The sequence below is a fragment of the Alteromonas stellipolaris genome (genome assembly GCF_001562115.1).
GTDB classification, from domain to species: Bacteria; Pseudomonadota; Gammaproteobacteria; order Enterobacterales; family Alteromonadaceae; genus Alteromonas; species Alteromonas stellipolaris.
Genome location: NZ_CP013926.1, coordinates 1,022,852 through 1,047,509 on the forward strand (window position 1 = coordinate 1,022,852; position 24,658 = coordinate 1,047,509).

The following is a 24,658-nucleotide window of genomic DNA, read 5'->3' on the forward strand; positions in this document are numbered from 1 at the left end:
GGGGGAAACGTTAATTTAACCGCTGGTGTCGTTGCTTGTCGTTTTGGGCTTAAGCATTCAGGTACTTCTTTGTTATTATGAGTAAGACAGAAAAAATAACAGGAAGTATTATGAAGAATATAGGCTGGGTAGCCATTTGTGCGCCAATATTGTTTGCGTGTAGCGAACAACCCTCACAAGAACCGACAGCACCATCAGCGGTTTCTGATAGTGCCGATAGCAAAATTGCTGCCGAGAGCGCGGTATCTAAAGTAGATGTGCTCAGTGAAATAGAGGCGGGTAAAGATTACCACTCATTCGCCAATCCATCAGAAGTGCGAGTTACTCATTTAGATTTAGACTTAACTGCAGATTTTGAAACATCAACATTATCCGGCAGTGCTACGCTAACCGTTGAGCGCAGTGCACCTAACTTTAATGCGGTAGTTCTTGATACTCGTGCACTGAATATTACATCAGTTACGGTTGACGGCGATGCAGTGCCTTTTGATATGGGCGACACCGATCCTGAACTTGGCACGCCACTTTCTGTTGAATTACCTGAAGGAGCAGATAAGCTAACCATTGCCTATTCTACCTCGCCTGAAGCATCGGGTGTTCAGTGGTTAACGCCAGCACAAACCGCAGGAAAGCAACATCCTTTCTTGTTTACCCAAGCGCAAGCTATGCATGCAAGAAGCTTTATTCCACTGCAAGACTCTCCACAAGTACGGGTGACCTACACAGCCACCATACATACCCCTGAAGCTTTATTGGCAGTAATGAGTGCGTCTAACGATCCTACTACGGCTCGTGATGGTGAGTACTCGTTTACTATGCCGCAGCCTGTACCTTCGTACTTAATCGCATTAGCAATTGGTGATTTGAAATTTAAACCAATGGGCGAGCGCACGGGGGTTTATGCCGAACCTAGTATGTTAGACGCAGCGGCAAAAGAATTCGAAGATACCGAAGCCATGTTAGAAGTTACGGAAAAAACCTATGGCCCATATCAATGGGATCGTTACGACTTACTGATTTTACCGCCTTCTTTTCCCTTTGGCGGAATGGAAAACCCACGCTTATCATTTATTACCCCTACAGTGATCGCTGGGGATAAAAGCTTAGTGTCACTGATTGCGCATGAACTGGCGCATAGCTGGTCGGGCAATACGGTTACCAATGCCACGTGGCGCGATCTGTGGTTAAACGAAGGTTTCACCACCTATTTAACTTACCGTATTATGGAAATGATATACGGACACGACCGATTTAAAAAAGAAGCGGTTTTGGGATACCAAGATTTACAAAACGATATACAAGCCCTCAACGAAGAAGATGAAATTCTAGCTATCGATCTTCGCGGAAGAAATCCAGATGATGTTTTCTCAAATATTCCTTACGAAAAAGGCGCGCTCTTTTTACGTGAAATTGAAAACAAAATTGGTCGTGAAAATTTTGATGCGTTTTTAATGCAGTACTTTGAAGATTTCGCGTTTAAAAGCATTACCACTGATACGTTTTTAGCCTACCTGGATGAAACCTTGTTGGTGCAATACCCAGATAAGTTAAGCAAAGCACGCATTCAAAAATGGGTGTTTGAGCCTGGTATTCCTGAAGGGGCGCCTGTGCCAGAGTCGGATGCCTTTGATAAAATTGATACCACTCGTAAGGCTTGGTTAGCCGGTGAGGTAGAAGCGGCAAATATAGATACCGAGCAATGGACAGTGCATGAGTGGTTGTATTTCTTGAACAATATGCCAAAGGAACTATCCGCAGAGCAACTGGCTGCACTAGATGCTGCGTTCTCGTTGACCACCACGCAAAATAATGAAATAGCCCACAGTTGGTTGATGATTGCAGTGGCAAATGAGTACAAGCCGGCCTACGACCGATTGTACGAGTACCTAGTTAACATTGGTCGCAATAAGTTAGTTAAGCCGCTATATCGTTCGCTTTCTGCAACACCCGAAGGCAAAGCTTTTGCTAAACGTGCCTTTGAAGAAGCAAAGCCGGGTTATCACCCTTTAACCATTAGAGCCAACGAAGGCTTTGTGGAATAAAAGCGATCTTTACAAGCCTTAAGGCGTAGAACTAATTAGGTATCATCAGTAGCACTAACGGGATGGTTAGCGCTACTGATGACGCATATTACCGATGTAATTGGTTCATGTAGCTAATACGCAATTAAGGAGACTGTATGTATACGCAAAAACTACAACCTGATTCTTCATTTCCCGATGTGCAAGTAACGCTGAGCACCGGTGAGGTTGTTTCATTAAGCAACAAACGTGAAGGTTGTGATTGGAAGATGGTGGTTGTTTACCGTGGTAAGCACTGTCCTATCTGTACCAAGTATCTAAACGCGCTGGAAGACTACAAAGGGCGTTTGTTAGAGCTTGGCGTTGATGTCATAGCGGTATCAGCTGACAGTCAATCTCAGTTAAAAGAGCATCTTGAAGATTTATCGATTACGTTCCCTATTGCTTCGGGGTTAAGCGAAGAAGATATGAAAGGGCTAGGTTTATATATTTCTGTGCCTCGCAGCGAAAAGGAGACCGATCACAATTTCGCAGAGCCCGCGTTGTTTATTCTAAATCAAGATAACACTATTCAAATAAGTGAGTTGGCTAATGCGCCTTTTGTACGCCCTGATTTAGAGCAGCTGGTATCCGGTTTGGAATTCATTCGCAACCCAGAAAATGATTACCCAATTCGCGGCACCTTTAGTGGATAGCGCTAATGGTTAGCTCTGATGGATAGCATTATCAGATAGCAACATCGCTGCTTATATGAAATGTTTAGGAACAAGAAGCCCGCATAGCGGGCTTTTTTATGCTTGTCACAAATGCTCTTCATATATTCAAGAAAAGCACCGGGATACCAGTAATACTTAGATACTCTCAGGGCGAGTAAAATCGATCGCCATGGCAGCGGTTTTTTCTTGAAACTCATCAATGGCATGATTTGGCAATTGTACATTTACGGTAACGTGCTGTGCATAGTCACAACTGACTATCTTGCCTGAAAATTGTTCGCATAAATGTCGGACGAATTGCTCGTGCTTAAAGTCGATATCAATAGAGATATCATAAAGGCGCACTTCTTCTCGGGTGGGAAGTTGTTCCATAGCTTGCTGCGCTGAGGTTGAGTAAGCACGCACTAACCCACCTGCACCTAGTTTAATGCCACCAAAATAGCGGGTAACAATAATCATGACATCGCCCACCCCCTTGTGCTGTAGAACATTGAGAATGGGCTTTCCGGCCGTGCCACTTGGTTCGCCATCGTCAGCCATTGCTGCGCTTGATGGGGAGTGGGGATTGCCAAGTAAATACGCCCAACAATGGTGGCGAGCATCTGGATATTTTTGCTTCACATTTGCGAGGTGTGACATCGCGGCTTCGCGACTATCTGCAAAGGCGGCAAAGGCAATAAACTTACTTTTTTTAATCTCGTACAGGTTTTCAATCTGCTGAGCGGGGACGGGATATGACATGCCGCCATTGTACCTGAATTTCGCCTCTGGCTAAATACAGGTACAACAGCGTTTTGCGCTTTACTACTTTACTAGAAGCTACTTTGCATTAACGTAGAATGCCTGAAACCGTTTCTGATACGTTTGTCGCACCTTTAAGAATTTCATCCATCACACCTTGAACTTGGGTGATCTGTTGACTGTTAAGGTCTACGTTATCCTTCACAGTTGCCATCTTACTGGTAGACTTGTTTGCCAGTTTGCGGTTTTCAGCCACTACAGATTCAATTTCTACAGTTGAATCACTGGTACGCTGTGCTAGTTGGCGAACTTCGTCAGCAACTACAGCGAAACCACGACCTTGTTCCCCAGCTCGGGCTGCTTCAATAGCAGCGTTTAGAGCAAGAAGGTTAGTTTGATCTGCAATACCACTGATGGTGGTTACGATAGTTTCAATTTTAAGTGATTGCTCACTAAGTTCGTGCATCAATTTATTGGTTTGATCAACTTCATCTAGCGCCACTTGAAAAACATCAATACTACGTTGAAGCGATGACGCGCCGTCTGCGGCAATCTGTGAGGTTTCTTCTGCGGTAGATACGGCAAGTTCAGCAGCTTGTGAAATGGCGTGCTTTTCTTGAACTTGCGCTGTAACGTCCGATGCAAACTTGATAACTTTGACAACTTTACCAGTGCCATCAAACACGGGGTTATAAGTGGCTTCAAGCCATAATGTTTCTCTATCTGCGTTAATACGCTCAAAAGTGCCCGACGAGAACTGTCCACTAGCTAAAGATTGCCAAAATTGAGGATTGTTCTGATAGAAGTCTTCTTTACAGAACATACGATGGTGCTTGCCTTTAATTTCATCAAGACTGTATTTTACTGTCGCGGTGAAGTTTTCGTTGGCGGTAACAATGGTGCCATCTGGTTCAAACTCGATAACCGCCATCGACTTATTCAGTGCATCGGTGATCGCTCTACCAGAAAAAACAGCATTCTCTTGCTCGGTAACATCATGATAAATGGCGTTAATTTCAACACCTTCACCATTACGAACGCTAACATAGCTGGCTTTTAGCCATTTTGTTTCACCGGTCTCTGCTTTCATCGCAACGGTATTCGTGTAAGATCCACCGTTTAACAATGACTGCCAAAATAGACGATAATCGTTGTCGCTCTGAATACCTGGCACACGAAGATCTTTGTGGTTGAAAGAGGGCGTTCCTGTATTTGGGCGCGCTAAAATGTTTAAAAGCGGAGATGATGCGTATAAACAATCTCCTCTCTCAGAATACACTGCGTAAGCAAGGTTTTCTTTCAATGTACTTAGCGTTGTTGCTAAGCTGGTATTCTCGTCCGTGAGTGAGGAAACTTCCTTATTATATCGTGAACTAGATACAAACATGTTGGCTCCGTTACCTTCTAATAAAGTATGCTTATTATAGAGCGGTTATTTTTGCAGCGCTTTTAGACAATAGGCGCAATTGATGGGATTTTAGGTATGTAATTTAATACCAATTAGGTGAGGTTACTATTTTTTAATACTTGAGCCGTAATTAGTCCATTCTCAAACAAAATCAGAGTCAATTTACATGAAAGTTCTCCACACCTCAGATTGGCATTTAGGTCAAAGTTTCTTCACCAAAAGCCGTAAAAATGAACACGAGCAATTTTTTAAATGGCTACTTGGGGTGGTTGAGCAAGAAAACATAGATGCCGTTGTTGTGGCCGGCGATATTTTTGATACCGGCACACCGCCAAGTTATGCGCGGGAACTTTATCATCAACTTGTAGGTGACTTTCAGGGGGTGGGATGCACCTTGGTGGTGTTAGGCGGCAATCATGACTCGGTGTCGGTATTAAACGAAAGCAGGGAATTGTTGTCTTACCTAAACTGCCACGTTATTGCTAGTACCTATGGCAATACCGAAGCGCAAGTTTTACCCTTGCGCACCCGAGGTGGTGAAATAGGCGCAATATTGTGCGCTGTACCTTTTATTCGTGCTAGGGATGTTTTAAAAAGCGAGGCTGGGGAATCAGCGATTGAAAAACGTCAGGCGCTGGGCGAGGCCATTAAACAGCACTATGCCAATCTTTATCAAATTGCATTAGATAAACGCAGCGTGTTGAACGTCGATGTGCCCATTATTGCTACCGGACACTTAACGGCCCTTGGGGTAAGTCAAAGTGAAAGTGTGCGCGACATTTATATAGGAACGCTAGAAGGTTTTTCAGCTGAGGGGTTTCCTCCAGCAGATTATATCGCACTTGGGCACATTCACCGCCCACAAAAAGTGGCAGGCTGCGACCATATTCGATATTCCGGTTCGCCTATTCCGTTAAGCTTCGATGAACTGAAATCACAAAAACAGGTACTAATAGCCACATTCGACAACAAAACGTTAGTCGAAGTAGAAAGTAAGCCTATTCCTCGTTTTCAAGCGATGGCAGTGTTGCGAGGTAATTTAGAAGACATTGAGCTTGCCTTACAGCAAAACGAGGCGGTAAAAAGCGCAAGCGCTGAACACCCAGCTTGGCTGTGTATTGAAGTAGAAACTCAAGATTACTTAACCGACCTGCAACAGCGCATTCAAGCACTAATAGACGACAAGCCTGCCGAAATTTTGCAATTAAAGCGAATGCGAAAGCAAAGAGCCAGCGCTATTTCAGCAGAAGAAAACGTCAACTTAAGTGAGTTGTCTGTACGTGAGGTTTTTGATGCAAGACTATCGTTGGAAGCCTTTGAGTCTGACGAAGATAAACAACGCAAACAGCGAATTCAAACCCTGTTCGAACAGGTAGTAGACGATGTGCAGTTATCCCATGAGGGCAGCGAAGATGCAGTCGATGCCAATGCACAGGCGAATGAGGGGAACCTATGAAAATTCTTACCCTCAGGCTTAAAAATTTAAATGCCTTAAAAGGAGAGTGGAAGATAGATTTCACCCAATCTCCTTTCATCGACAACGGCTTGTTTGCCATTACCGGTCCTACTGGAGCGGGTAAAACAACGTTACTTGATGCTATTTGTTTAGCGCTCTATCACCAAACGCCACGCTTGGGCACTATTTCGGCCACCTCGAACGATATTATGACTCGCGGCACGTCAGAGTGCTTGGCAGAAGTTGAGTTCGATATAAAGGGCAAAGCGTATCGCGCATTTTGGAGTATGCGGCGCGCTAGAGGAAAAGCTGACGGCAATTTGCAATCTGCCGATGTGGAATTAGCAGAAGTAGAATCTGGTAAAGTATTGGCCACTCAGGTGAGACCTAAGAGCGAAGAGATAGAGCGCCTTACTGGGCTTAACTTTGCGCGCTTTACAAAATCGATGATGCTATCTCAAGGTGATTTCGCTGCCTTTTTAAATGCAAACGAAGGCGACAGGGCTGAATTACTAGAAGAGCTTACCGGCACTGAGATTTATGGCCAGTTATCTCAAGCAATTCACGAGAAATATAAAGCAGCAGAAACGACAAAACGGGAATTCAAGCTAAAGCTAGAGGGCGTAGCTTTGCTCAGTGAAGCGCAGCATAATGAACTTAGTGCGCAGCTGGACCAATTCAAAACCCAGCTCCTCACTATAAATACTGAGATTGTCTCGCTTCAAGAGCGACATCGATGGCAACAGGCGTGTGAGCAAAATCAACATGAGCTGACTAAGGCTAACGCGGCATTAGTTGAAGCGAATAGCGTTTATGAACAGGCGAAAGACGAATTAGCGCTATTAGTGGCCGGCGAGCCAGCTGAATTACTTCGTTTGCCTCATTCTGCGCTTAGTCAGCTTTGCGAAGATGTGCAACGTATTGCCAAAAATCTCACCTTGAAACAGCAGCAATTACCTGACCTGGAAAGCCAGCAGCAAACTCGGCAGGCCGAATTTGAAAACAGCGAAACGAACTTTGCGACTGCGAAAGCCCACCAACAGCGTTTTGAAACCTTGATCAATGAACAAATCATTCCGATTGATACTGAAATCAATAAGCTTTCTAATCGTATAGAGACAAACCAGCAGTCATTAGCGGATGCGAAATTTAAGCAGGGCAAGGCGCAAGAAAGTCATCAAGCATACTATGATGAACTTGAAGGTAAAAAGCGCATGCTAGATGAGCTAACCACCTACCTTAATGCTAATGCGGCAAATGGTAAAATGGCAGGTGAAATCAGTGGTTGGAAAGAAAAAGCGGCCCGTTTTAGCGATGACGAAAATACCCTTGCAGAATTAACCCAAAAAATAACAACAACGCAGCAGCTTAAAGACAGCGCTGAGGCTGACTTAACTGAGAAACAACACTACAAAACGAATGTGGTGTTGTTACATCAACAAAGCGCAGATAACGTTTCACAGTGTGAGGCTAACCTCAATCAACTACTTAGCAATGGCGACGCGGCCAGTGTTAATGCAGATATAACTGCGCTCAATAACAACTGGCCTGTTCTTGCTTCTTGCGAACAATGGCAGCGGCTTTATATCAGTCACACAAATAGCCATGCAGACAAAGCCAAAAGACTAACCACCTTGTTATCAAGTATTGAAACCCTTAAACAAGAGCGAGCAGAGTTAGCGGCAAGTTATAAAGCAACGCAAAGTCATTTAAAAGACGTTGAGTCGTTAATTAAGCTAGATGCTGAGCTTGCTCATTTGCGTCAAGCGCTCTCGCCAGGCGATGCGTGCCCCTTGTGCGGTGCAACTGAGCACGATGCTTCTTTAATGAATATCGATGTGCCCGAAACTATTGCTAAGCGCGACGAGTTAACCCGAACACTTGAGAATATTGAAAAGTTGGGTACGCAAAAGCGAGAGCAAATCAGTACCGCAGAGTTCGAAAAACAGCAGTGCGAGAAGGTGGTTGCAGAGGCAAAAACTGCCTTTTCTCAACTAGAAGCCGACTGGCAGCAGGCTATGTTAACGTTAAATGCGAGGGTTGAAATTTCAGATATTGAGTCATTTAACCAGCTTCAACTTAGCTGCAAAGAACGTCAATCTCGTTTAAGCGCACAGCTTAGTAATATACAAGCTAGCGAGGCTAAATTGGCCGATGCCAAAAACGATACGCTTTTGCATCAACAGCAAATAGACTCTATTAACAGTGAGATAGCGCTTTTAACAGCAAAAACATCGCAGCTGGAAGGGCAGCTACACGACTTAAACAATACAAAATCTAAAGTTGAAAGTGCACTTGTCAATAACCGTCGCACACTTATTAACGAGATTGAAAGGGTGGGGTTAACACCGGATGCAAACATAACTAAGTGGCTTACTCAAAAGCACAACGATGTGGAAGCGTTTCAAGAGAAAACCCATTTACACAATAGTTTGTCTCACGAGTTAAAAGCCCTTGAAAGCAAATTGGTTGAGCTAAGCGAAGCTAAAGCGTCTGCGGATAAAGAAACCCAGCTATACAGCACGCGTATTCAAGAGACTGAAGCGAAGCGCGAAGTGCTGCTTACTAAACGTCATGCTTTATTCCCCGAAGCAGATATCGGCGCTGCTAGACGTGAAATTCAAAACACCCTCTCGGCAAAAGAGCAGATATTTAAAAAATGTGATACTCACCTTCGTGAGGCGCAACGAGCGTTAGAAAATGCTACCGCCCAGTTAAAAGTACTTACTGTAGAATTAGAAGAGAAACAACAAGCCAAACAAGTGAAACAAGTCGCCTTCGATACCGCATTGCAGCAAAGCCCATTTGCTGATGAAACCGAGTTTTTAAATGCATTATTACCCTATGAGGAGCGCCAGCGTTTACTTCAAAAGAAACAGTTGATTGAGCGAGAGCAGCAGAATGCGCAGTTGTTACTGGGTAACGTCACGCAGAAGCACAACACTCTATTAGCACACGAACGCGCCTCTGAATGGCAACAATCGACTGTTGAAGCCACTCAGGTCAGCTTGAATCAAAAAGGTGAGGAAAAAGATCGGTTACTTGCACAACAAGGGCAACTATTTCAACAATTAGAGAGTAATAGGCAGGCGGTTGAAAAACAGCAAAGCTTAATCAATGAAATGCGTGAATTTGAAACTTCGTATGATGATATTACTTATCTACACTCGCTTATTGGTTCAGCCAGTGGAGATAAATTTAGGCGATTTGCGCAAGGTTTAACGCTAGATAATTTGGTTCGACTTGCCAATCAACAGCTCGATAGGTTGCACGGGCGGTATCAACTTACCCGCAACACAAAAGACAGTTTAGGTTTAAGTGTATTAGATACGTGGCAGGGTGATGTGGTACGAGATACTAAAACGCTATCAGGGGGCGAAAGTTTTCTGGTGAGTTTAGCGCTAGCGCTGGCACTGTCTGATTTAGTGAGCTTTAAAACAAGCATAGATTCTCTTTTCCTCGATGAAGGCTTTGGTACGCTAGATGCCGAAACCCTAGACGTAGCGTTAGATGCATTAGATAACCTAAATGCTAGCGGTAAAATGATTGGTGTTATTAGCCACATAGAAGCAATGAAAGAACGTATTCCTACCCAGCTGAAAGTCATAAAACGAAATGGAGTAGGGTTAAGTGCGCTGGAAAAATGTTACTCAGCGACAGAAATTTGACGGGAATTTGGCAGGTTTCATTTTTTGAAGCTACACTACATATAGCCTTTAGTGATTTATCGCATACAACACTGCGATCTCAAAGGTGATACCGACTACGCTGTGTTGTAATTTTAACGGCGCATATCGTTTAGTCAGGGTGATGTTTATAAGGTAATTACACGCAAAGTGGATCTTGCACAAGTACAGATTGTTGGGGGCGTGTAACCTTCCATGTGCGACCTGAATGCAAGATGGCGAGTGAAATTTCTGATTGCCGCTTTGTGTATTTTGATAAGTGAGAGTGTGTTCGCGTCGTGCGTTATTACCTCACCATTAAAAAGCAAAGTGGGCACACCTATACCAATGGTGAAAGGCGAGCAGCATTTAACACTAAACTGTGATTTAGCCCTCCCGCATATTTTTCATTTTCCTCGTAACTTTGTGAATAAAGCCGTGCTGTATCGGCTAGAGGCTGATGCTTCTAAAACAAATAGTCCTACACCAAATCATTCTGGAACATCCAGCTTCGAAACGGCCAGCTCCGAAAAAGAGAGCGCCGGAAGAAACAGCTTAGAAGCGCCCACGTTAACCCCGCCCATCGAGCTGCCTAGCGCGCGGCAAGCTTATATACTTCCCATCGGTGCGGCTTCATACATCTTAAAGGTGGATGCGCAATTCGCTAGGGCACTGTACCCGAGCTTATCCACAGTACCTGACTTCCACGCATTTAATACTATTCATACCTTAACGCTAAGTGCATTTGCTGGATTTTGCTTTGCGTTGGCTATCTATGTTGGGGTGTTGGGCAACAGTATGCGAAGTTTTGGGTTCTATTCTTACAGTTTTTACGTGGCAAGTGCGGCCATCTTTTTCTTGTTGCAAGAAGGCATTTTTTACGCCTTGTTACCCAATATACAGTTTCTAAATAGCGTACAGCTAAGTGTGCTTTTTGCTGGGCTAACCATTTTTGCTTCTTTGCGCTTTCTAGATCAATTACTCGATTTTAAAGCTATGCTAAAAAAGTGGCAACGCAGCACACTGCATGGTTTATCGCTAATAATATTAGTTTTGGTGAGCGTGCAGTTAGTGTTAAGTAGTGATGTGAGCATGATGGTAAACAAAGTCATGTCGAAACTCACTTTGGTTATCATGGCCGGTATTTTATCAGCAATACTTTATGCGGCGTATCATAAAGTACACTGCGCTAAACTAGTGTTACTGGGGGTCTCGACAATAATGCTGGCTATGCTCGCCAGGTTTTATTTGAAAGACTATAGTCCGTTCCTTCAGCGGTACGGGCTTATTATTGCCGTCACGATAGAAGCCTTGATATTTGCTTTTGCTGCCGCGCAAAAAGTGAAAAAGTTAGATGATGACAGAATGGCCGCGTTCAAACGGGCAGCTACCGACCCCTTGTGTCATATTCTTAATCGCGACGGATGGGAAGGGGCTGCAAAAATACTCTTAGATGAATTTAATCATCACGGTGGTTTCATAACCTTGATGTTCATTGACGTGGATAATTTTAAACGAATTAATGATTCGTTTGGGCATCAATCAGGCGACGATGTACTGCGTATTATTTCAAAAATTCTTAAAGGGCAATGCCGCGAGCAAGATGTGGTGGGAAGACTAGGGGGCGATGAGTTTGTAGTGCTAAGTTATTGCCACAGTTGTAGCCAATCTAAGCGTCTGGTAAAGCGTATTCAGCACAGGTTTAGTGACTTAGTTATACAAACGCTTAACGCACAAATTCCAGTTTCAGCCAGTGTTGGGGGCTTAATTATAGATATGCCTTGTAGCGACTTAGAGGCGTTACTCGACCAGGCTGATACACTGATGTACGAGCAAAAAAAGGCACATCAAAGTGCAATGACGCAGCCCATTTAAGCGGGGATTTAACGAAGAGTTTGCCTTAAAAAACTGTCGGTAATCAGATTAAAACGTATAGCCCAACAATTGAATATCTTGAGCGAAGTGGTTATCAACTAGAGCTTTAATTTTATCGGTGTAATACCCTTGATAGCTACTTCTATCAGTGGCTTTACGCTTGTGTGGAAGTATTGATGTGGGAATGGCTAGGTGTTCGCAAATTGCGTCGAAATCTTGCTGCAAATTCTCATAGTAACCAATAAAGTTAGTTAATAAATTGCCATGTAAATCTACAAGGTAATCGCTTTGCAATTGCAGAGAAGTGTCTATGTGGTATTGATACGCTCGTGCAGGATTAAATTTCCATTGCATGAAACTTGCGAAAGTTTCATGGCCTTCCATGACATGAGGACGTTCGCGCTTAATGTGATGATACGAGCTAACTTGCAAGTCCCACGGGTTTCTCACTACGGCAAACTTGTACAACCCATTAAAAAAATCTTCAGGTAACATTTCTTTTGCAGCAATAATACGCGAATGGCGAGGAAAGCGGCTACCAATCTTATGCCCACAAAGCTGACTCATTTTATTACTGATAAACTGTGCTGCGGCATAACGATGCCCCCAACGATACTGTGAAAGGGCATCACGAATACTCGTGCCACCCGTCTTGGCAATGTGTACAAAGAGAAACTGTTTACTGTGGGAAAGTAGCACCGGGTATTATCCTAGTCTTAGGTGATATAAGTATCGATACAGTGTGGCTGTTAAATGTGACAAGTATATGGATGCTTGGGTCATACCTACTATGGAATAGACGCTGCAAAGTTGCGAAATCGGTTGGCTTTTGCTTTTTGTCGGTTGAGAGTAAAGCTATGATAAAATACCGTTAAATGAAGCTATGACAAGGGTAGTGCGACACAGAAAATGAGTATGTACATAGCTTCAATGAGTACACCCTATTGCCACTAATGACAGCACGAAAACGAAAGTGAAAATGGAAATTAAATGGTAGATCAGAGTTATTATATTGGTGTGGATGGTGGCGGCACGCATTGCAGAGTGCAGTTAGAAGATAAGCAAGGTAACGTATTAAGTTGCGCCGAAGCTGGTCCTGCCAATATGATGACCAATGCTGCTGGCGCAATGCAGTCAATTATTAGCGCTAGTGAAAAAGCCATCAGCGCAATAAGTCGGCCCGCCAAATCGGCAATCAAGCTCAATCAAATACACCTAGCGGCAGGGCTTGCTGGCGCAAATATTCCCAGTGCGTTAAACGAGTTTTTAAATTTACACCACCCCTTTAAAAGCATTAACGTCATCAGTGATTTGCATGCCGCATGCCTTGGGGCGCATAACGGCCAATCAGGTGCATTGATTATCTGCGGTACTGGGTCAGCGGCTACGGTTTTTACTGGCTCCAGCACCAGTACTAATTCGCACCGGTTTAATGATAAGGGCGGTTATGGCCTTTCAATTAGCGACAATGCAAGTGGTGGTTGGTTAGGTCTTGAAGCGGTTAAGCAAAGCTTGTTGGTGTTCGATGAACTTATCCCTAAGAGCCTCTTATTTACATCAGTTTGTGATAGATTGGCCGTAACAAATGCACACCAATTGGTATCAAAAGTGGCGGGGTTTAAAGGGAAAGAGTTTGGTGCATTGGCACCATGTGTTGTGGCAGCCTACGAAAGAGGGTGCCCCGCAGCCAAGGTACTAATTGAACAAGGTGCTAGCTACCTCAATGGTGTTGGTGAAGCACTTACCTGCAATAGAATTGACGATAAAGCATTCTCCAATGATCAAGATTTGCCCCTTTGTTTAGTGGGTGGGCTAAGCCATGTGTATCAGCCACTATTAAGTGCTGGTCTTCAAGCTAGGCTAGTTGAACCTAAATCATCACCTCAAGCAGGGGTTATTCAATACGTAAAACAACAGGCAGCACTGGCTTAATGCAAACAATTACCGCACACAAAGTACTGACCACCTCAGGTATTAAGTTTAACAAGACGCTATGCATAGAACAGGGCGTGATTAAAAGCATTCGAGATGCCACAAAGCAAGAGCTTGCAAATGAGCGTGAAGGCACGCTTATACCTGGGTATGTTGATACCCAAGTCAATGGTGGTGGGGGAATACTGTTTAACCATACGCCCACGTACAATGCGTTAAAAACCATGGCGCATGCCCATTTGCAGTTCGGCACTACCAGTATGTTGCCTACGCTTATTACCGATAATGCGATTACTATGGCAAATGCCGCCGATGCAGTAAGTGAGGCCATTGCAGATAGTCATCCCACTATTGAAGGTATTCATTTTGAAGGGCCATTTTTGAGCACTGCGAAAAAAGGTGTGCATGAAGAAAGCTTTATTCGTACCCCTAGTGATAGTGAATTGGCGACCTTGTGCCGAAAGGATATTGGCAAGGTATTGCTAACAGTAGCACCTGAAAGCGTGAGCCTCAGTTTTATTAAAGAAATGGTGGCAGAAGGGATAGTGGTTGCACTGGGGCACACCAATGCTAGTTTCGAACAAGTGAGCGATGCGCTTAACGCTGGTGCGACAGGGTTCACTCATTTGTACAATGCGATGTCGGCATTTACATCGCGTGCGCCAGGCGCTGTGGGCGCAGCTTTGTTATTTGATAACGCGTATAGTGGGTTAATTGTGGATCATCACCACGTACACCCTAAAAGTGCCGAATTAGCCATAAAGGTTAAAGGCAAAGAAAAGATCATGCTTGTGACCGATGCCATGGCGCATGTGGGAAGCAACCTAGACACGCTTGCGTTTTTCAATACAGAAATTAAGCGTAGCGGCAGCAAACTCACTACGCCTGATGGCACATTGGCCGGCTCATGCCTAGACATGCATGGGGCCGTAATAAATACTTGTCATGATTTGAGCGTAAGTTTAACCGACGCAAGTGCAATGGCCAGTACTACGCCTGCCACCTTCATGGGAATGCAACAAAAACTAGGCAGTCTCGCAGCAGGGCAGTATGCGAATGTATTACTAGTAGATGACAATGTTAACTTGGTCGACATTTGGGTAAAAGGAAGGCTTCAATAACACAAGCTTCAAGGGTATATTACCCCAATGTGCTGTGGATCAGCGTTCTGAGACTGCCCTCTCGGTGATTCAAAAAATTGAATTTTCTGGAGAGTAACATGACCTACCGCGTTGCAATTGCCATTTCAGGCGCCGTTTCTTTGGGTTCATATGAAGCGGGTACGCTTTATGAAATAATAAAAGCGTTAAAAGAACATAACGAAAACCCTGCCAATCCAAAAATTGAAATAGATGTGCTTACTGGCGCTAGCGCGGGTGGCATGACCGCCGCAATGATAGCGCAAAAACTCTTATATGATGGGGATGCTTTATCGGGTGAAAACACCAACGTGGCTTACGAAGCATGGGTTAAGTCGGTTGATATCAACGGATTATTGACGCCCTTGCCGGGGGACAATGCCAAAAATTCACTCCTCTCAAATGGCTTTGTAAAAACCATAGCGGATAAGCTCATTAATAGCCGATACGTGAAATCATCCTCGCCTAGCGCTGCGCAAACACCGTTACCCCCACCGCTAGTGCAAACACCTCATGTGGCCAGTGCAACCTCTATCAGGTTGGGGTTGGCGATGTCTAACTTAAATGGCGTAGATTACGAGGTAGATACCTACGCATATTTAACGGAAACCTTGGGGAAAGGGAAGTTCACCCAAACACGCCATCAAGACAGATATACCGTCACGCTGGATAACACAACAGATAATCAGGCTGTTTGGAACGAGATCAGTGCAGCGGCGAGAGGATGCGGTGCCTTCCCAGTAGCGTTCTCTCCGGTATCGCTCACGCGTAACTGGATGCACGGCGATTACCGCGGCCGTGGCGCCGTTAAATTTGAAAACAGTACCTTTAGTTTTATGGATGGTGGTGCATTTAATAACTACCCTCTTGGTATGGCAGTATCTTTGGCTGAACAAAATGATACTAGCTATACCGACTACGAAAACCGCTTTTACTTTTACATTTCACCTAACCCTAGGGAAAGTGCTGCCAATCCAGAATTTGATGCTAGCACAGCATCCTTTGCTGACAGTGCCAAACAAATGCTCAATAGCGTGTTTCTACAAAGCGGGTTTCAAGAGTGGTTAATTCAAGAGAAAGATAACGAAAAAATTCTCAGGTTAGATAAACAAGCCGACACTTTACGCGAAAAATTATACACCACAAGCAGCGAAGAGGTGTTCGCAGAGCAAGCCATTATAGATTCAATGATTGGCTTGGTTTATGGCGCTAATGAAGCAGAATATGCCGCCGATGTTGCTCGACTGGCTACACAATATCGGGTTGATGTTGAAGAAAAACCGCTCCCGCCAAGCCATTTCAAACTATGGATAGATACGATTGCTGTACTAGAACATGCTGCGGGGCTGGGCCCAACCAATTTAAAAACTATCTATACTATTACAGCAAAAAAAGACGAGCTTAGCGGTGAGTTGCTTGGGGCATTTTTGGGCTTTTTTGACGAGCGCTTTCGGCAATATGATTACGAACGGGGCAGATTAAATGCCATGCTGACCATTAATGGAATATTAGATAAGCAGCGAGACGAAGCCGTAATTCAAAAGCAATTACCACTGAACATAGAAAAGCGTGATCATCATAGTATTCAACAGTTTTTAGATTCATCGCATTTAAATCATGCGTCTATGGCTGATGTGCAATACGAAAACAGGCAGTTGGCATACAAGCGCGTTAAAGCGCGCTTTTTTGCGTTTGCAAAAGACGCAGGTATAGCAAGTGTTGCACGCTTTTTTGCTTGGAATTTCATTGTTAGAAAAACGGTAAAAAAGGTATTGGTGTTATAGCTTAAAAGCCATTTTGACAGGTATTTCAAAGTATATTTAAGGCAATAAATTAAAAAGCCCAGCAAGGTGAATTTACCATGCTGGGCTTTAGCAATAATATTAACTATTCAAAGGATTACTTGCCTTCGCTATGCGCCAAGAACTCTTCGTAGTTACCTTCAAAGTGGTTAAGCTTATTATCTTTAATTTCGATGATTTGCGTGGCCAATGATGAAACAAACTCGCGGTCGTGGCTTACAAAAATAACCGTGCCGTCGAATTTATAAAGCCCGTTGTTTAGCGCTTCAATAGATTCCATATCCAAGTGGTTTGTTGGTTCATCCATGACCAATACGTTGATGTCTTGCAGCATTAGCTTACCGAACAACAAGCGGTTCTTTTCTCCACCAGAACAGACTGCTACCTTCTTGTTGAAGTCGTCTGAGCTAAACAATAAGCGGCCTAGCATACCACGAACTTGTAGGTCGTCGTGCTTAGGTAAGCGCCATTGACTCATCCAATCGAACAAGGTTAAATCGCAATCAAAGTCTTTGGTGCTATCTTGCGGAATATAACCAATCGCGGCGTTTTCTGCCCACTTAATAGTGCCGTGCTCTGGTGATAATTCATCAACTAAACATTTCAATAGCGTGGTTTTACCTGCGCCGTTTTCACCAATAATGGCAAGGCGTGAACCTGCTTCTAACAACAGGTTGGCGTTGTTAAATAATGGAAGTTCTGGGTAGCCATGACCTAAATCTTCTAGGGTAATTGCTAAGCGATGAAGCTTCTTATGTTGTTCGAACACAATGTAAGGCTTGCGACGGCTTGATGCTTTAACTTCAGCAAGCTCAATTTTTTCTAATCGCTTAGCACGAGACGTAGCCTGTTTTGCTTTAGAAGCATTTGCCGAGAAACGTGCCACGAACCCTTGAAGTTCTTCAATTTCAGCAGACTTTTTCGCGTTTTCATTAAGTAACTGCTCTTGAACAAGCATAGATGCCTCAATGAACGCATCGTAATTACCAGGGTAAACACGTAATTCACCGTAATCGATATCAGCCATATGAGTACATACTGAATTTAAGAAGTGACGATCGTGAGAAATAATCAACATGGTCGATTTACGCTTGTTAAGCTCATCGGCTAACCACGTAATGGTGTAAATATCCAAGTTGTTAGTTGGTTCGTCGAGCAACAAAATATCAGGATCGGCAAACAAGGCTTGTGCTAATAACACACGTACTTTTTTACCAGGCGCGACTTCTTTCATCAAACCAAAGTGATAATGCTCTTCAATGCCAGCAGCATTCAGAATGTCACCCGCGCGGGCTTCGGCGGTGTAGCCATCCATTTCAGCAAATTGAGTTTCTAAGTCGGCAACACGCATGCCGTCTTCTTCACTCATATCTAACTTGCTATAAATTTCATCACGTTCTTTTTTAACTTCCCATAATTCACGGTCACCCATGATCACGGCATCAACCACACTGAATTCTTCAAATGCGAATTGATCTTGGCTTAAGATACCTAATTTAGTACCTGGCGCCATGGAAACGTTACCCGCACTTGGGGTTAACTTACCGCTCAAAATTTTCATGAAGGTAGACTTGCCGCAACCGTTTGCGCCGATAAGGCCATAGCGGTTGCCGTTACCAAATTTGGCAGAGATATTTTCAAACAAGGGTGCAGAACCAAACTGCATGGTGATATTGGCGGTGGTAATCAAAACAGGTATCCAGCGGGTAAATCAGAAGAAAAAAGATAGCTTGTCGTTACACCCAAAATAGAGGTGCTACACGAGTAAGCTTTGGGCGCGCACTATAAGGAATTAAGGCTACTATGTCGAGGAAATTTTGAGCTATTAGGCTTATCTTCACATAAATGTAGTGAACAGTGTGTTTAAGGTTGACGATATCTATACGCCTTTGACGGTAACCTCAGTTCTGTCGATAGCCAAAGCGGCGTTATGCAACAGCGAGAGAAAACCTATGAGTAGGCGTTGCAGATCGTTTGCTATTGGTAAACTGCACCCTGTTAGCCGGTCTTCATTGAAGCCACTTATGTACCACTTTTCGCGCCCTGAAATATCGGCAAATGCGCCAGCATTCCGTAATTTATAATAATCGTAAGCTAGCACTAGTGCAGGTTGTGAAGTAATTTCAACAGGCAAGTCCTTTGTTAAATCGGGACACGGTGATTGGTTGATCACATCGCCAATTGTATGGTTTTTAATATAAGTGGAAAGCGCGTTTGGCCATTCATTCTCTACGTAACGCTGGCGCACGACCTCTTTTAAATGGTGCTCGGTAAAATCGAGATAGTGGGGCGACGTGAGTATATCTTTGTTCCATAGCGTTTGCCCGCCACGTTGTCGATACTGCCACTCTTTGTAATAAATAGGGAATAAACGGTCAAAATCTTCGACTTCGCGCTGAATAATAGTTTCTACCTTAGCGTGTTGGTCAGGTAATAAGGTTACTACACTGTAGCCAGGCTGATACGCTGCTAGCGATGGCACTTGAATGTTTACCAACCCCGTAGGATTCTCAGGTGGTGCAACATCATAAAGATGCATGTGGCCTGCCATGTGAAGTTTCAGGCCCGTCTCGTCTAGTGCTTCAGTGGTGGTGGGAAGCGGCATTCGTTTAAGCTGATTTGAGCTTTTACCAAACAGGCTTTCCAATTGTGATTGGGTGTTGTCGTAAAAGTCTGCCATGGGAAAATGGCTAAAGGCGATAAGTCTTTTATTGTTTGCTTTTGCCCGTTTAACGATGGTTGTTATCCACCGCAGTAACGCTGGTTTATAGGTCAATAAGGCGTTATAACCAGCGTTGCCAGAGCCCTTAAAATTTCCATCAGCGTACTGCCCCTTCGGAATATACACATTGGCATCGATAGCCAATAACCACACGTCTTTAATTGGCTCTACTAAGTAACTGGCGTCAGGCATAAAAATACACGATGCTTCATCGCACCACTGCCAACCTCGTTTTTCGTATTCAATACTGTCGAAGGGCGTTTCGTACAGCAAATCCTGTGTGTTCGCAGAAAAACCATGATTTTTAAGCGTTTGCATAATCTCTCGATAGCCCCACTCACGAATGTCATCCATACAGTGCCACGCACGGTTATTAATACAACGAATGTGATCTGGGCTATAAATAGCTGCTTCATTGCCTTTTGCTGCCAGAAAATCTGGTTTACCTCCTGGTCGTGTAAAAGGTCGCACAGGGTCGTGGTTACCGGTAATCGCAAAAAAACGCATGCCATAGCGCGTGTGGTATTCGTCTAAAATACGCGCAAGCGCTTTCACATTTGCTGGCTGCCCATCGTCAGAAAAGTCGCCGGGCAGGGCTACCAGTTTAATTCCGCGGTCGGCAATATCATCTAGTGCTGCACGAAACGCAAAATAGTTCTCATTGAATAAACGCGTAGACGTCAACTGTGACTGCATGCTGCGCATGAGCAACGGTGCTTGTGTCTCTGGGTCTTTTGGGAACTGGTTTGCTGACCCGGATTTTTGGCTACTCATACCTGAAGTGTTAGCGTCGAAAGAGGTTACATCTTGTGAACCATGGCCGAAAGCCAGTGTTGCTGGCGCAGCGTAAATGTCGTGTAAGTGCACATCGGCGATAAATGCGACCTCTGTGTTCGCGGCCTGTTTAAGTGCATTCTGCACGAGATTAGCGTCCAAATGCTCCTGCGCAGTTGCCTTACTGTAATTTATCAGCAAACACGCCATTACCAGCATGCCACAGGTACAGGTTTTGACTACGTGGTTCATTAAGCCGAATAACCCTATTCGCCATAGATGATATTGGTTCATATACACCTCATTTTTTATATCAATTAGATAAAGACGCAGCAGACAAATAAATGGGGACAGGTTGATGTTCAATGTCACAAAAGATTCATCGATAGTATGACATTTTTATTAAAATTAGGGGGTTAGCTGTTTTTTCATGTCCCCGCTCTTAGGTTATTTCCTTCTACCTCACATTGAAATTCAAGAGCAAAGAAAAATGTTGTTTTGGTTGTTACTTTGGTTGAGCACAGGTTTTGCCAGCGCAGCTGATTTTGATGAGAACCTACCCTTAAATCACTATCAATGGATAGGCTCGCATAACAGCTATAAGCGAGCGCTTCCCGATAGTGTTTATCAGCTTCTTAGTTTGAAAAATACGAACAAGGCCAACCAACTTAACTATGCCCACCTTTCGCTGAATGAGCAGTTATCTCTCGGTCTGCGTCAGCTAGAAATTGATGTGGTTAATGATCCCAGCGGTAATCAATATCAGCAGGTTGAGCTCGCATCCCGTCTAAATGAAAACTGGTTGTCTGCTCATGAGGTTAAACAGTTAGCAAAACCTGGTTTTAAAGTAATGCATATACCGCATGTCGATGTGATGACGCATTGCGCGACATTAAAAGTATGCTTGAAGCAGCTAAATGCTTGGTCTGCCTTCCACCCAGAACATTTTCCTATTGTCGTTATGATGAATGCGAAAGAAACGCAGCCCGATTTTTTGAAAAGTAACAAGCCGGTTCTTTTTGATGAAGCTGCCTTCGCTAGTTTAGATGAAGCTATACGCAGTGGTTTACCAGGTCGACTTGTTACCCCAGACGACATTCGAGGGAATGCAAAATCATTACAAAGTGTTATTACGAATAACGGTTGGCCCAGCGTTAAAGCGTTGCGTGGAAAATTCATATTTTTGTTCGATGGCAATGAAAAGCAGCTTGATAGATACACCCAAGGTCAAAATAACCTGAAGGGAAGAAGCATGTTTGCATCGTTTGAACCCGGACATCCTTCAGCGGCCATTATGATCCGCAACAACCCCATTAACCAACAACAAGACATTCGCCAGTTGGTGGAGTCTGGCTATTTGGTTCGTACCCGCGCGGATGCCAATTTATCGGCTTCTAATGAACAAAAAGCACTGCAACAAGATGCGGCATTTCAAAGCGGGGCACAACTTATCTCTACCGACTTTTATTCCCAGTCTCCCCAAGCAAAGCGCACCCAATACTCAGTGCATTTTGAACAAGGAAGATTGATGCGCACCAATCCAATTAACTACTAAAAATCGACATAATTTAAATCACTATTTTAAAAGGAATACACAATGCAAGCTTCATTCAAAAAGCACACTTTAGCACTGGCTGTGTTAAGTAGCGTAGGCGCGCTATCTTTTCCCACTTTTGCGCAAGAAGTACCACAAACTAATACCGCTGAAGACGATATTATTGAGCAAATCGTAGTGAGCGGTTTTCGTAGCTCTTTAATAAAAGCTAAAGATCTTAAGCGTGATGCGCTAGGGTCGCAAGATTCGATTGTGGCTGAGGATATTGCTGACTTCCCCGATTTGAACTTAGCAGAATCGTTGCAACGTATCCCAGGTGTAACAATTACGCGTGAGGCTGGTGAAGGGCGCCAAATTTCACTTCGTGGTCTGAATGCTGATTTCACTCAAGTACAGCTTAACGGTATGGAAGCGTTAGGTACGTCTTCATCTGCCATGGACAGCCGAGGTACCACCAACACCTCACGCTCGTTCGATTTTAATATTTTTGCGTCTGAGTTATTTAACCAAATTGATGTGAAAAAGTCGTACTCTGCTGACATGGACGAAGGGGGAATTGGTGGTACGGTAGCACTGCATACCGCAAAACCTTTTGATTACGAAGGTTTCAAAGGTGCACTTAGTGTACAGGCCGGACAAAATTCACTGACTGAAGATACGAGTCCCCGCGTGGCGGCGTTAGTATCAAATACCTGGGACAAGTTTGGGGCATTATTCTCTATTGCTTACAGCAAACGTGATACCAGTGAGCAAGGTTATAACACCTACCGTTGGCGGCCACGAACAGACCAAGGTTCAGATATTTCGGGCTTGTCAGAAGCCGACCAAGCGGCTGTAGAAAGTGGTGAGCTACGCTTCTCTCGCGGTAGTCGCTACTCGCAGTTTAATAGCGACCAAACACGGGTAGGCGCAACCGTGGCCTTACAGTATCGTCCAAGTAACGATTTATCATTCGGTCTTGATGCACTTTATGGAAAACTGGAGAGTGACAGGAAGGAGTATCATCTTCAAAGCCGAGGTTCTAGCTCTACGGCATTAGGGTGTACTGGCCCAGATTATAACGACGGAGCACGTTACTTCTGTTCAGAACTCGTAGATTTAGACTATAACGAAAACAACGAAGTTATATACTCGCAGTGGGCTAATGCAGCCTTGCATTCTGAAAGCCGCAGTCAAATAGCTGAGACAGAAATTACACAGGTTGTTTTAAATGCTGATTGGGTGGTGAGCTCTGATTTATCGCTTTCTGGTTTAATCGGCACAATGAGCAGTGATTACACCAGTAATAGCGCCAAAGTTTACTTAGAGTCTTTTGCTGACATGACAATTGATTATCGCGATGATCGTTTTTACGGTACTAACTCATATATTGGCGACTACGATCCGACAGACATTAACGAATTTCGCTATCACGAAATTGATCTTGCAGAAAACGAAGTTAATAACAGCTTCGATGTGGCTAAATTAGATGCCGATTATGCGTTAAATGATCAAAGCAGTTTGAAATTTGGTGTGTCAATGAAGCAGTTCGAACATGAAAGTGGCGATGTTCAAACGGCAAATGTATTGCGCAGCGAATGGCAAAGTGGTGAGATTTCAGACGTGGTTGATGCGAGCTATACGTTCATCAATGATAACCACGAGAAGCAAAATTGGTTAAGTGTTGATGTAGACGGTGTACTAGGCAGTTTTAGCGTTAACCGCGATTTAGCTGCATCGCAAACGCCAGATAAAGTAGAAGAAGAAACGCAAGCTGCTTATGCCGTGTATGAATTGGACATGCTACTGGGCGACAGCGAACTTCGTGCTAACGTAGGACTTCGTTATTACAATACGGAAATTAACTCTTCCGGCCTGGTCAATGGTACTGAGTACGTTACTGTAACACGAGAGTACGACGGTATATTGCCTGCGATGAATGTGGCGTGGTATGCCACAGATAATTTAGTCGTGCGTGCTAGTGCTGGTAAAAACCTAACGCGCCCTACATTGGGGAGTTTGTCAGTAAGCGGTACCGTAAACACAGATCCACTATCGGGTTCAAGTGGCCTTAATATTGGCGCTGGTAATCCCGCATTAGAGCCTTTTGAAACATTAAATATGGAAGTGGGACTAGAGTACTACTTCGATGAAGTAGGCTATGTTTCTGTTTCACACTTTCGTAAAGACATCGAGAACTTTATAGCGTCTACCACAGTAAGCATTCCTTATGGCGATACGGGCTACCCATTGGCGTTAATCGAAGGTGCGATTGATGAAGATGGCAACCCTCAAACCGCAGCAACCTTGTACAACTTCTCGCAACCGCAAAACCTTGATGATAGTGACTTTTCTGGATGGGAGTTTGGTGTTCAACGGGATTTTGATTTCCTGCCTGCGCCATTTGATAATTTTGGTGCTATTGCTAATTATACGTACGCCGATGGCGAATCGCTTCACAATATATTGGTTGATGGTGAAACAGTTCAGGTTTCGCGTCCTTTCTATGGGCTATCTGAGCATACTTACAACTTCACACTTTATTTTGAAACGGAAACTTGGGGAGCGCGAGTGTCTACCGCATACCGCGATGATTATTTAGTGACGGTTGAAACTTCAAGCTCCGATCAAGATGAAGCGGGCTTTCACGGCTCAACTTACTGGGACTTTTCGACATTTTACAATGTGAATGACGCATTAAAAGTGACACTGGAAGGGGTAAACCTAACTAATGAGCGGGAAGAGCAGTATTCAGACTCAGATGATCGTCTTTACAATACCACGGTAAGCGGAAGAACCTTTTACCTAGGCTTTACTTACGCGATGTAATTGTAAGCATAGTCATGCTGAGAAAGTATTAAAGGGCACCTTAG

The 24,658-nt window shown here is 44.0% G+C and carries 15 protein-coding genes; 10 read left to right on the forward strand and 5 right to left on the reverse strand.

Annotated features, from left to right (window positions below):
- The first annotated feature begins 110 nt into the window (after window positions 1-110).
- Window positions 111-2,042, forward strand: coding sequence for a M1 family metallopeptidase (locus AVL57_RS04210; protein WP_057793641.1), 1,932 nt, complete (start codon window positions 111-113; stop codon window positions 2,040-2,042).
- Between the two features lie 137 nt (window positions 2,043-2,179).
- Window positions 2,180-2,716: a peroxiredoxin-like family protein gene (locus AVL57_RS04215; RefSeq protein ID WP_057793639.1), complete on the forward strand. Its 537-nt coding sequence runs from the start codon at window positions 2,180-2,182 to the stop codon at window positions 2,714-2,716.
- Between the two features lie 156 nt (window positions 2,717-2,872).
- On the opposite strand, the gene AVL57_RS04220 is transcribed toward AVL57_RS04215, so the two are convergent.
- Entirely contained in the window at window positions 2,873-3,478 is a 606-nt protein-coding gene (locus tag AVL57_RS04220) for a YigZ family protein (RefSeq protein ID WP_057793636.1), read from the reverse strand.
- Between the two features lie 88 nt (window positions 3,479-3,566).
- Window positions 3,567-4,865, reverse strand: coding sequence for a methyl-accepting chemotaxis protein (locus AVL57_RS21530; protein ID WP_057793634.1), 1,299 nt, complete (start codon window positions 4,863-4,865; stop codon window positions 3,567-3,569).
- 187 nt (window positions 4,866-5,052) lie between these two features.
- Here AVL57_RS21530 and sbcD point away from each other — a divergent pair, with 187 nt between their 5' ends.
- The 3 genes from sbcD to AVL57_RS04240 all read left to right on the forward strand — a co-directional run bounded on the left by sbcD (window position 5,053) and on the right by AVL57_RS04240 (window position 11,882).
- Window positions 5,053-6,342: an exonuclease subunit SbcD gene (sbcD, locus tag AVL57_RS04230; RefSeq protein WP_057793632.1), complete on the forward strand. Its 1,290-nt coding sequence runs from the start codon at window positions 5,053-5,055 to the stop codon at window positions 6,340-6,342.
- Window positions 6,339-10,010 carry an AAA family ATPase gene (locus tag AVL57_RS04235; RefSeq protein WP_057793630.1) on the forward strand — a complete coding sequence of 1,224 codons (3,672 nt, stop codon included), beginning with the start codon at window positions 6,339-6,341 and terminating at the stop codon, window positions 10,008-10,010. Before sbcD ends, AVL57_RS04235 begins: the two co-directional genes overlap by 4 nt.
- Before the next feature lie 240 nt (window positions 10,011-10,250).
- A complete protein-coding gene (locus AVL57_RS04240) occupies window positions 10,251-11,882 on the forward strand; it encodes a GGDEF domain-containing protein (protein WP_158443234.1) in 1,632 nt (543 codons plus the stop codon).
- A 48-nt stretch (window positions 11,883-11,930) separates the two neighbouring features.
- Here AVL57_RS04240 and AVL57_RS04245 read toward each other — a convergent pair whose 3' ends face one another.
- Entirely contained in the window at window positions 11,931-12,581 is a 651-nt protein-coding gene (locus tag AVL57_RS04245) for a sulfotransferase family 2 domain-containing protein (protein ID WP_057793625.1), read from the reverse strand.
- 291 nt (window positions 12,582-12,872) lie between these two features.
- Here AVL57_RS04245 and AVL57_RS04250 point away from each other — a divergent pair, with 291 nt between their 5' ends.
- The 3 genes from AVL57_RS04250 (at window position 12,873) to AVL57_RS04260 (ending at window position 16,737) form a co-directional block, all read left to right on the forward strand.
- Window positions 12,873-13,814, forward strand: a complete 942-nt coding sequence (locus tag AVL57_RS04250) for a glucosamine kinase nucleotide-binding domain-containing protein (protein ID WP_061093575.1) — start codon at window positions 12,873-12,875, stop codon at window positions 13,812-13,814.
- Window positions 13,814-14,935, forward strand: coding sequence for an N-acetylglucosamine-6-phosphate deacetylase (gene nagA, locus AVL57_RS04255; protein ID WP_057793620.1), 1,122 nt, complete (start codon window positions 13,814-13,816; stop codon window positions 14,933-14,935). Before AVL57_RS04250 ends, nagA begins: the two co-directional genes overlap by 1 nt.
- A gap of 98 nt (window positions 14,936-15,033) precedes the next feature.
- Complete coding sequence (locus AVL57_RS04260; protein ID WP_057793618.1) at window positions 15,034-16,737, forward strand: patatin-like phospholipase family protein; 1,704 nt, start codon at window positions 15,034-15,036, stop codon at window positions 16,735-16,737.
- A gap of 115 nt (window positions 16,738-16,852) precedes the next feature.
- On the opposite strand, the gene AVL57_RS04265 is transcribed toward AVL57_RS04260, so the two are convergent.
- Complete coding sequence (locus tag AVL57_RS04265) at window positions 16,853-18,445, reverse strand: ABC-F family ATPase (protein ID WP_057793616.1); 1,593 nt, start codon at window positions 18,443-18,445, stop codon at window positions 16,853-16,855.
- Between the two features lie 189 nt (window positions 18,446-18,634).
- Entirely contained in the window at window positions 18,635-20,545 is a 1,911-nt protein-coding gene (locus AVL57_RS04270) for a metallophosphoesterase family protein (protein ID WP_082604961.1), read from the reverse strand.
- A gap of 136 nt (window positions 20,546-20,681) precedes the next feature.
- On the opposite strand from AVL57_RS04270, the gene AVL57_RS04275 reads away from it, so the two are divergent.
- Window positions 20,682-21,806, forward strand: a complete 1,125-nt coding sequence (locus AVL57_RS04275) for a Ca2+-dependent phosphoinositide-specific phospholipase C (protein ID WP_057793612.1) — start codon at window positions 20,682-20,684, stop codon at window positions 21,804-21,806.
- A 42-nt stretch (window positions 21,807-21,848) separates the two neighbouring features.
- Complete coding sequence (locus AVL57_RS04280; RefSeq protein WP_057793609.1) at window positions 21,849-24,614, forward strand: TonB-dependent receptor; 2,766 nt, start codon at window positions 21,849-21,851, stop codon at window positions 24,612-24,614.
- The last annotated feature ends 44 nt before the right edge of the window (window positions 24,615-24,658 follow it).

Coding starts and splice junctions, on each gene's coding strand:
- AVL57_RS04235 (WP_057793630.1), top strand. CDS start 6,339: ATGAAAATTCTTACCCTCAGGCTTAAAAATTTAAATGCCTTAAAAGGA.
- nagA (WP_057793620.1), top strand. CDS start 13,814: ATGCAAACAATTACCGCACACAAAGTACTGACCACCTCAGGTATTAAG.
- AVL57_RS04280 (WP_057793609.1), top strand. CDS start 21,849: ATGCAAGCTTCATTCAAAAAGCACACTTTAGCACTGGCTGTGTTAAGT.
- AVL57_RS04210 (WP_057793641.1), top strand. CDS start 111: ATGAAGAATATAGGCTGGGTAGCCATTTGTGCGCCAATATTGTTTGCG.
- AVL57_RS04220 (WP_057793636.1), bottom strand. CDS start 3,478: ATGTCATATCCCGTCCCCGCTCAGCAGATTGAAAACCTGTACGAGATT.
- AVL57_RS21530 (WP_057793634.1), bottom strand. CDS start 4,865: ATGTTTGTATCTAGTTCACGATATAATAAGGAAGTTTCCTCACTCACG.
- AVL57_RS04270 (WP_082604961.1), bottom strand. CDS start 20,545: ATGAACCAATATCATCTATGGCGAATAGGGTTATTCGGCTTAATGAAC.
- AVL57_RS04275 (WP_057793612.1), top strand. CDS start 20,682: ATGTCCCCGCTCTTAGGTTATTTCCTTCTACCTCACATTGAAATTCAA.
- sbcD (WP_057793632.1), top strand. CDS start 5,053: ATGAAAGTTCTCCACACCTCAGATTGGCATTTAGGTCAAAGTTTCTTC.
- AVL57_RS04260 (WP_057793618.1), top strand. CDS start 15,034: ATGACCTACCGCGTTGCAATTGCCATTTCAGGCGCCGTTTCTTTGGGT.
- AVL57_RS04215 (WP_057793639.1), top strand. CDS start 2,180: ATGTATACGCAAAAACTACAACCTGATTCTTCATTTCCCGATGTGCAA.
- AVL57_RS04250 (WP_061093575.1), top strand. CDS start 12,873: ATGGTAGATCAGAGTTATTATATTGGTGTGGATGGTGGCGGCACGCAT.